Origin of the sequence: Desulfobulbus elongatus DSM 2908, from assembly GCF_000621145.1 — a bacterium.
Taxonomy (GTDB): domain Bacteria; phylum Desulfobacterota; class Desulfobulbia; order Desulfobulbales; family Desulfobulbaceae; genus Desulfobulbus; species Desulfobulbus elongatus.
On the sequence record NZ_JHZB01000079.1, the window covers coordinates 1 to 2,417 of the forward strand.

The following is a 2,417-nucleotide window of genomic DNA, read 5'->3' on the forward strand; positions in this document are numbered from 1 at the left end:
GGTTCAACGATCGCCCAGAATGCATCCGAAATTTCCCAGGTTTTGATGCGTGCCATTTCTCCCTCCGTTGCTTGGTTTCAACGGATATTAGCTGGCGGCAGGAAAATTGCGAGCAATTTATTTCTGGATAAGCACTTATTAATGCTACAGAAGATAAAATCACGAGAAACTTGCGATTTTGATAATGAAAATATGTAGTTATTTTTATAGAAAACACGAATCATTTGTTAATTTCGCAATTTTATAATTTTTCTATTTTTTGCAAACTCAGGGTCGTACCCGACCACATACTCTTCATCACCTTCATTCCTAATACTCAAAAAATTCTTGTTCCCCTTATCAAAAGGACACCTCGGAACAGCACAAGGCTCGAACCTGAGCTTCTGATAGAACCTCACATCCCCAAGTACAAAGATTGTACTCCCCCGAACAACCTCCTGTCTCAAGGCAAATCGCAATAACTCAGACCCTATTCCCTGCCGTTGCATCTGTGGTTGTACCGCTAAAGGCCCAAGGTGCAGCCCGACGATCTTCTTTCCGTTGTAAGCGTTCGTGAATCCAATATACGCAACAACGCTATCGCGAATCAGGCAGACCCATTCGTGTATTGTCCGATTATGCTCATGGAGTTTGTCGAAAAGTTGAACCTCGTATCTGCTAGGGGCAAAGGCGTGGTCCAGCAAGGACGCTGCCTTGGGATAGTGTTCAGGGGTGAGTTTGCGGATCTTCATGTTTCAAGCGATATTCAGGATGATGTATCCGATAGCTGTAGCCGGGAGGACGATTATGGCAACCACGCCAAGGCATCCACAGTATGGCCGGGTTTGTTCTGGTTATCTTGGCCCTGTTTGGCTGCCTCTTGGTAGAGCATAAAACAGGCGGTCTTTCATGCGAAAGACCGCCTGTTTTATGCTCATTTTCAGGCATGGCGTTTTAATGCCATGCCTACCCGGCCAAGGCTGGGTCTGTGACTCATCGTGTTACTGGCGAAGGGGCAGGATTCGCAAGCGCGCACGGTTGGTGTCAACAGTCAACAATGCGCCGTTGTTCAACTCGATCTTCGTTTGCCGTAAGGCGTCAACGACCAGTTTGCCGATGACCTCCGGACTGACATCTTCGGACCTGATTTGCACAACGCTGGGTTTGAGGCCATGTGTCGCGGCAAGGATGGCGCCGAAATCAAGATCATGCGTCAGCACCACATAGCCGTTATCGCGCGCAAACGTCATGATTTCCTCATCGACGGCATTTGCTGCGCCAATCGTTGACCAATGCGCTGCTTCGATCCCCGCATTCGCCAGAAATCCAGCCCAGCGCGGAGACAGATTCATGTCTATCAACAGCTTCACGCGCTGGCCAGCACCACTTCCCGTTCTTCGGCACGCCACGCGGCATATCGCAACGCCTGCATGATGTCCTCGCGTTCAAGATAAGGGTAGTCGGCAAGGATTTCTTCAATGCTATGGCCGACTCCGATTTGGCCGACCACCATCCCCACGGTGACTCGCATGCCACGGATGCACGCCTTGCCGCCCATCACTTCGGGATGTCGAGTAATACGATTCAGTCGCTCCATACGTCCTCCTTATTGAAACTCATCAAAACGATATGTAATTGAGGATGGAACTTCAAGAATTGTTTTTGAGAATGAGGAGGCTGTCACGCGAACGAGATGAGAAAATTCGCGGCATCGGCGCTCCCGTATGGGTTTAAGGAACCGGAAAAAACAGAGTGACGTGGCCATTCGGCCAGATAGCGAAATCTGTCATTTCGACGCGCTCAGCGCGGAGAAGACACGGGCACTATTCGAGCACAAGCGAATTTGTCCGACGCCGTGCGGTCAAGAGCCGTTCGTTGGGCTTCCTTCGCCAGCCTAACGCACGATTAATAATTGATAATACGAAATTTTCCAGGAAAACCGGTAGATACCATCTTGGAGATCAAGCGGTTTTCACGTAATCCGGCTGGTACACCATACGGTTTTTGAGGACGCCAAAACAGAGATGAACGAGCTTGCGCATCGCAGCGCCCAGGGCCGCTTTCTTGACTTTGCCTCTGGCCACGAGCCGATGGTAGAGAGCCTTGATGTGCGGATTGTACTTGATGGCGACGATAGCGGCCATGTACAGAGTCGCCCTGATCCGGGGCGGCCCGGCTTTAGAGAGTCTGACTCTTCCCAGAACGGACGAACCGGATTGCCGTTCAACTGGAACCAAACCGAGATAGGCGGCAAGTTGTTCCGCCGAATTGAAATGGTGAGTGTGGATAATGGCCAGCAGATTGCTTCCGGTTTGTCGGCCTACGGCAGGGATGCTGGTCAACATGCCTAATCCGGTGAAGTCGGCCACGCATTCCAGTCGAAGCCGGCCGGGCATTCCGGTGGAAGCCGGCCACCTGTTCCGGTGGAAGCCGGCCAC

The 2,417-nt window shown here is 51.3% G+C and carries 5 protein-coding genes; 1 reads left to right on the top strand and 4 read right to left on the bottom strand.

Features of this window, described 5'->3' with window-relative positions:
- Window positions 1-198: hypothetical protein (locus Q362_RS24390; RefSeq protein WP_211248537.1), on the top strand; the 198-nt coding region annotated here is incomplete at its 5' end.
- A 29-nt stretch (window positions 199-227) separates the two neighbouring features.
- Here the strand turns inward: Q362_RS24390 and Q362_RS0117600 are convergent.
- From Q362_RS0117600 to Q362_RS21640, 4 genes are all read right to left on the bottom strand, one after another.
- Window positions 228-731: a GNAT family N-acetyltransferase gene (locus Q362_RS0117600; protein WP_028319686.1), complete on the bottom strand. Its 504-nt coding sequence runs from the start codon at window positions 729-731 to the stop codon at window positions 228-230.
- 249 nt (window positions 732-980) lie between these two features.
- A complete protein-coding gene (locus tag Q362_RS0117605; protein WP_028319687.1) occupies window positions 981-1,349 on the bottom strand; it encodes a DUF5615 family PIN-like protein in 369 nt (122 codons plus the stop codon).
- Window positions 1,346-1,576, bottom strand: a complete 231-nt coding sequence (locus Q362_RS0117610; protein ID WP_028319688.1) for a DUF433 domain-containing protein — start codon at window positions 1,574-1,576, stop codon at window positions 1,346-1,348. Before Q362_RS0117610 ends, Q362_RS0117605 begins: the two co-directional genes overlap by 4 nt.
- Before the next feature lie 364 nt (window positions 1,577-1,940).
- Window positions 1,941-2,417: transposase (locus Q362_RS21640; RefSeq protein ID WP_211248538.1), on the bottom strand; the 477-nt coding region annotated here is incomplete at its 5' end.